Source organism: Streptomyces sp. NPDC032745 (assembly GCF_055579465.1).
In genome coordinates this window covers 1-5,532 of sequence record NZ_JBVING010000035.1, presented here as the reverse complement: position 1 = coordinate 5,532, position 5,532 = coordinate 1, and the positions used below count along the sequence as shown (strand labels likewise).

At 67.2% G+C, this 5,532-nt stretch carries 5 protein-coding genes, 1 rRNA gene and 2 pseudogenes; 2 read left to right on the top strand and 6 right to left on the bottom strand.

Going from position 1 to position 5,532, the window contains the following annotated elements:
• Nucleotides 1-675 precede the first annotated feature (675 nt).
• Complete coding sequence (locus ACZ5WG_RS40715; RefSeq protein WP_468729690.1) at nucleotides 676-1,197, top strand: hypothetical protein; 522 nt, start codon at nucleotides 676-678, stop codon at nucleotides 1,195-1,197.
• A gap of 10 nt (nucleotides 1,198-1,207) precedes the next feature.
• On the opposite strand, the pseudogene ACZ5WG_RS40710 reads toward ACZ5WG_RS40715, so the two are convergent.
• Nucleotides 1,208-2,096: pseudogene (locus ACZ5WG_RS40710) on the bottom strand (transposase).
• Between the two features lie 284 nt (nucleotides 2,097-2,380).
• Nucleotides 2,381-2,932: a hypothetical protein gene (locus tag ACZ5WG_RS40705; RefSeq protein WP_468729689.1), complete on the bottom strand. Its 552-nt coding sequence runs from the start codon at nucleotides 2,930-2,932 to the stop codon at nucleotides 2,381-2,383.
• Between the two features lie 491 nt (nucleotides 2,933-3,423).
• Between ACZ5WG_RS40705 and ACZ5WG_RS40700 the strand changes: the two genes are divergently transcribed.
• Complete coding sequence (locus tag ACZ5WG_RS40700) at nucleotides 3,424-4,170, top strand: class I SAM-dependent methyltransferase (protein ID WP_468729691.1); 747 nt, start codon at nucleotides 3,424-3,426, stop codon at nucleotides 4,168-4,170.
• Nucleotides 4,171-4,227: 57 nt separating this feature from the next.
• Here the strand turns inward: ACZ5WG_RS40700 and ACZ5WG_RS40695 are convergent.
• The 4 genes and pseudogenes from ACZ5WG_RS40695 to rrf all read right to left on the bottom strand — a co-directional run.
• Nucleotides 4,228-4,365, bottom strand: a pseudogene (locus ACZ5WG_RS40695) (transposase); the annotation flags it as partial.
• 330 nt (nucleotides 4,366-4,695) lie between these two features.
• Complete coding sequence (locus ACZ5WG_RS40690) at nucleotides 4,696-4,986, bottom strand: hypothetical protein (RefSeq protein ID WP_468729688.1); 291 nt, start codon at nucleotides 4,984-4,986, stop codon at nucleotides 4,696-4,698.
• Nucleotides 4,983-5,339 carry a DUF6247 family protein gene (locus tag ACZ5WG_RS40685; RefSeq protein WP_468729687.1) on the bottom strand — a complete coding sequence of 119 codons (357 nt, stop codon included), beginning with the start codon at nucleotides 5,337-5,339 and terminating at the stop codon, nucleotides 4,983-4,985. Before ACZ5WG_RS40685 ends, ACZ5WG_RS40690 begins: the two co-directional genes overlap by 4 nt.
• Nucleotides 5,340-5,446: 107 nt before the next feature.
• Nucleotides 5,447-5,532: ribosomal RNA gene (gene rrf / locus ACZ5WG_RS40680) — 5S ribosomal RNA — on the bottom strand; the annotation flags it as partial.

The window sequence follows — 5,532 nt, the reverse complement described above, 5'->3', positions numbered from 1 at the left end:
TGAGTTCTCAAGGAACGGACGCTTCCTTTGTACTCACCCTCTCGGGCTTTCCTCCGGGCTTCGTTCTTCGTTTCCGACTCTATCAGACTCTTTCGTGTCCGATTCCCGGTCGAAGCGGGGTTCGCTTTCCAGGTCTTCGCTTTCGCGTTTCCCTTTCCGGCGAGTCCGACTCTATCAGAAGTTTTCCACCGGATTTCCCGGCTTCAGATTCCTGGATGAGGAGTCGAGTGTGCACCCGCAGAATTCGATTCCGGGGTGCGCGGGGTCTTGCTGGGTGGCTACCGAACTTGACCAGTTCCAGGCAACCGCTCAACCCTACAACTGGCCCTCCGGGGTGTCAAAACGAGCACCCGCAGCGGCCATGACCAGCGTCTTCACCGTGGCTCGCGGCCGACCGAAGGAAGCCAGGGGGCTTCAGCACCGGCCCCTCGAGCCGGAGTGCCAGTGCTGGACGAGATCGTGAGCAGACAGCCACCGACGACGTCAACGTCCTCCTGAGCCTGGACGTAGCACCCGCACGCCGGCACCCCGACCGGGAAGCGACCTTCGACAAACGGCTGCCCAGCATGGAGGCCCCTGTGCGGCCTGGCGCGTCGGCCGCTTCCACCCCAGCACCTGCTCTCGAAGCCGGCCGGGATCCAAGGCGTGTGTCGGAAATGCTTTACGTTGACTGACGTGAGTGTGCGGGGGCGGAGTTACCGGTATGTCGGACCGGTCGAGCTGAAGACTGCGGTCCGGCCTGGTAGTGGCGGGTGCCGGATCAGCTCGGCGACCCACTTCGACCGCTGGATCGCAGAGCGATCGGTGACGGAGCTGGCCGAGCCGTTCACCTTCGTGGTCGGCACGGACGGTGTGCTTCGGCTGGCGCCGCGGCGAAGTGAGCACGTGGCCTGTGCCGGCGGAGCAATGGTTCTGAGTGCCGGCGAGATCAGCTTCATGCGCGAGGCGGGCCGGTGGTCCGTGGGCGAGGTCAGCAACCAGTCCACCGGGTACTGCCCGGACATCAGCTCCTGGTCGGCAGTCGCTCGTGCTCTGGACGACGTAGGGCTAGGGCGGCCCTCCGGCTTCACCCATGAGGTGGTGTTCCGACGGTGCACTGGCTGCCAGGAGCACAACATCGTGCGCGAGGACGACTTCGTCTGCGTCTTCTGCGGCAGCGATCTGCCTGCGACGTGGAACGTAGATCCCACCGCGTGAGGGCCGAGGGTCACAGCCACAGGTTGACGGCAGCAACGAGGACGGTCGCCTCGTACCGCACCGTGAGCTTGATGCCCCTATGGAGCCGGTAGATCTCTCGTGCCGCGTAGCGTTTGAGGCAGCGGATGATCTCGCGGCGTGTCTCGCCCTCGGTCAGACGTCGTTGCAGGTAGTCGCGGGTGCAGTCGTCCCAGCGCAGAGGCTGAGGACGATCCGGTAGAGGGCGGCATCCGCCTGGCGGTCACCGCCGCGGTTCTGTCGGCGGCGCTGTGCCTTCCCGGAGGAAGCCTCGACTGGGCTGGTGCCGCATAAGGCTGCGAAGGACGCCTCGCTGGCGAGTCGCTCGGGGTTGCCTCCGGCCGAGATGAGGAGGGCGGCGGCGCTGTCCGGGCCGACTCCGCGGACTTCCAGCAGGCCGGGCGTGCTGACTTCGACGGCCTCGGCCATCCGCTTGCTGAGATCGTCGATCTGCTCGGTCAGGTGCCGGATGCGGCGGGCCAGAGCCTCAAGGGTGTGACGAGCGGCCCCGGCCGGCCCCCTCGCGTGCTGGGGATCGAGGTCGGCGCACCGCTTGAACAGGTGCGGGTTGCTCAGCCCGGCGAGCGACTCGCGGAGAGCCACCTCGATGCCCTCGGCGCGCAGGTGACGGGTCAGGCCGGCTCCGTAAGAGCCGGTGCACTCGATTCCGGCCCGCCGCATGACGCCGAATGACCGTTCCCAGTCGAGGAGTTGCCGGTAGCCGTCGGCGGTCGCGGGAACGCTGCGACCCTCCAGGGCGGCGCCGAGCACCGTGATGACGGCTGCGGCGTGGACGTCTCGTGGGTGTCCACGCCGAGCAGGACGTCCTCGGCGTCCGCCGGAACGTGACATGGGGCGGTGGACAGCCTGATGCTGGTCAAGGTCGCCTGTCTCCTGACCGCCTCGGGAACCGGTGGCCGTCGCCGGGCCGGGGGCGGTCAAGACCGTGACGGTGCGTGTCGCGAAGGTCAAACTCAAGGCACCAGGGCCAGTCGTATCGCGAGTCAGGCCACCGCCCGAAGCGGCACCCCAACATCCTCACAGTCGTATCGCGTGGCGACCGCGCGGTGCCCAGCCGTCACCACGATGGACATGGGCTTCTGACTGGCTTTGTTCACGGGTTGTGGTTCTGGCTCAACTTCTGTGGAGCGGCTGCACGGCACACTCAGCGTCCTGTGCTGTCACCGTTCAGGTGAGCACGGGCTGCGGTCACGTACGCGGCGATAGCCGTGGTGAGGTGATGGTGCTCCTCGCGGGCCGCCTGTACGGAGGCAGCATCGGAGTAGTCCCTCTGCCGAGCAGCGAGCCGAATCTGAAAAGCCGCGCTGGCAACTTCCCGGGCGAGGTCAGCGACGTGCTCGGGCCCTTCGAGCTGGACGACGGGGAGTGTCGCACGCAGGGCGTCATCCCTCTCTGCGGCCTCGGCCCGCAGTACAACGGCGTGCGCTTCCACGCCCGCACGGTCGTTGGCGGCCCCGTTGTTGGTCAGTTCGGTACGAGCCTGGGCGAGCGTCACGGTGCGTCGTGTCCCGTATGCGTAAGATTCCGCAGCCTGCAGGAAGGCGGCGTAGGCGTCCCGCTGGTGCTGTCTGCGGACTGCGTCTATGGGGCCGCGGTGAGCTCCGTGGCCTTGGTGACGTCCTGCCATGTAGGCCGCGAAGGAAGCCACCAGTGCGGTGGGGCTTGCGATGACCACGGCTATCACCTGTGAGTCCATGACCGAGATCATGCAGCAGCCGACCGCTCGGGGAGCTGGGTAGGTACAAGTGCCACAGGCGTTGTCCCAGAGCCCGGGTTGTGATGCCCGTTGCTCACTGGTTTGGGAGGCGCCCGGATCTACTCGGTCTGGCCGGAGCCGGGGAAGCGCCTGCCGCCCCGGCCGACCGGGCTGGATCCGTACAAGCTGGTGATCGACGGGATGCTCCAGACAGATCTGGACGCGCCGATGGTCCGGCGCTATGTGTCGGACCGGAAGCCGCAGATCCTCGTCGAGTCGGGTAAGGCCCCGGCCGAAGCGTTCGTGCAGCAGACCCACCGTCCCGGCTTCCGTCGATCAGGAACGAGTTCTCCGACATCGCCGACCGGGCGATGAAGGACCAGATGACCTACCGCGGCCAGCTGACCTCCGGCGCCGCCGGTGACTACTGGCTGCCGGAGGAAAGGGCACAAGTAAGGCTCCAAGCACCTGCGGCCGTCAACAATGTTCGTATGAACATCACTTCGCAGGCTCGCTCGTTCGACACGGCTGCCGCCAGCTACGCTGCGAACCGTCCTTCATACCCGTCCGAGTTACTCGAGGCGGTCGAGGAACTCACTGCCTTCCCCTTGGAAGGCGCCCGCGTCGCCGACATCGGGGCTGGCACCGGACTGGCGACGAGGCTTCTCCAGGACCGCGGTGCGAACGTCATTGCTGTCGAGCCCGGCGTGGGGATGGCCTCGCAGTTCCGCATCAGCCTGCCCGATGTCCCCCTTGTGATCGGGGACGGCAACAACCTGCCGCTGGCCTCCGCCTCCATCGACGTCCTCACATATGCCCAAGCCTGGCACTGGACCGACCAGCGCAAATCCGTCCCGGAAGCGCTCCGGGTCCTGCGTACCGGTGGTGCACTCGCCCTCTGGTGGAACGACTCGGACAGCGCCGTTCCGTGGATTGCCGACCAGGACGCGCGCTTGCGCCGACTCTTCGGTGCCGACGACGGCCCTCACGACCCCATGGCCAGGTTCCGGGGGCTGCCGGCCGAGCTCGGCTTCGTCCACCGGCACGTGCCGTGGACCCGGAGCGTTCCTCTCGACATGCATCTCGCCAACCTCGCCAGCTACTCCGACTTCCTCGTCCTCGGCAAGGACGGGACGAACACCTTTATCGCCAAGGAGCGCGACCTCCTGGCCGAGGCCTTCCCGAACCGGATGGTCGAGGAGCACTACGTGGTCAGCTTGGCCGTCGCCACCTGTTGACACAGCGATACGACACGTTGGCGACCGCCAGCGGACAGGGGCGCCATCAATCTTCTGACCTTGCCCGACGGGCACGTCCCTCCACGGAACACCGGTCCGGACCCGGAAGCGTATGCCGTCGATCAACTGCCGCCGAGGCGGCTGCCCCGGCGCGGTCGTCGCCCTTGGCCTGGAGCTCGTACGGACAGGACTCAGGTCGACGCGGTGGGTTGACCTGGCCGGACCGAAGACACGTCCCGGCCACGACGCTCTTGTCGCCTTCGGGGCACCAGAACTCTGATGCCGGCTGATCCGGTCCCAAGGGGTGGCTGTGGCCGTCCGCCGCCACCCCCTTGAGGAAGCCAGGTCGGTCTCCGCCGCAGGAGACCGGAAGATGGAGGTGGTCCGTGCGATCCGTACGGTCACCGGCCTCAGCCACGAGGGGGGCCGCCTTCTCGACCCGGCCCCGTGCATGGGGCCATGGCCTGCCGGGCGAGTTGCCCACCGGCCGCGGACTGAGTAGTGGCGGACTCGGTCACCCGGTGATCAGAGGTTGACCCGCTTCAGGTAGACGCGGTTGCGGTGAGGGATCGTCTGGTACCAGAGCATCAGGTGCTCGTCCTCGTACGTACGCAGCCGCATGGGGCTGGGGTCTTCGTAGAGACTGCCGTCCTTGGGGTCGATGCCCATGGACGCCAGGTCCACCAGGCCGTCCATCACGGCGCCGACGGTTCTCTGGTGCACGGCGGCCATGTCGCCGAGCACCCACTGGCGGCTGGGATCGCATTCCCATGCCCAGCCGCCGTCGTTCTCCACTCCTTCGCCCCGCGCGCTCACTGACCGATCTCGCGCTGGGCCTCGGCGAGGATGCGGCTGCTCGTCTCCATGGCTGCCCGGAACTCCGCTTCTGTGGCGTCCGGGTTGCCGGCGGTGCGTTCGGCCTCGAGCAGCGCTGCCGAGCGAGCGGGCCAACGGTGGATGGCCACGTGCGTCGCCCACTTGATCAGGAAGAAGCGGAGCGGGTTGATGGCGCCCGTCTCGGCGGCGCGGTCGAACGCCGCATGGCACTCCCTGTCGAACTCGGCGAGGTGCGGCATGTCGATCCGGCGCACTGCGTCCCGCAGGGCTTCGCGCGTCATGGCCGGCTGGGGGATGAGCGGACCCTCGTCTTCGAGGTGCTGTGCTGTCATCGTGCCTCCAGGGGAACGCTGGCCACGATACCGAGCGGCCCTGCCAGAAGCCCCCTGAACGCAGAAAAGCCCCGCACCATAAGGTGCGGGGCTTTCCCACAATGATTGTTCGGCGGCGTCCTACTCTCCCACAGGGTCCCCCCTGCAGTACCATCGGCGCTGAAAGGCTTAGCTTCCGGGTTCGGAATGTAAC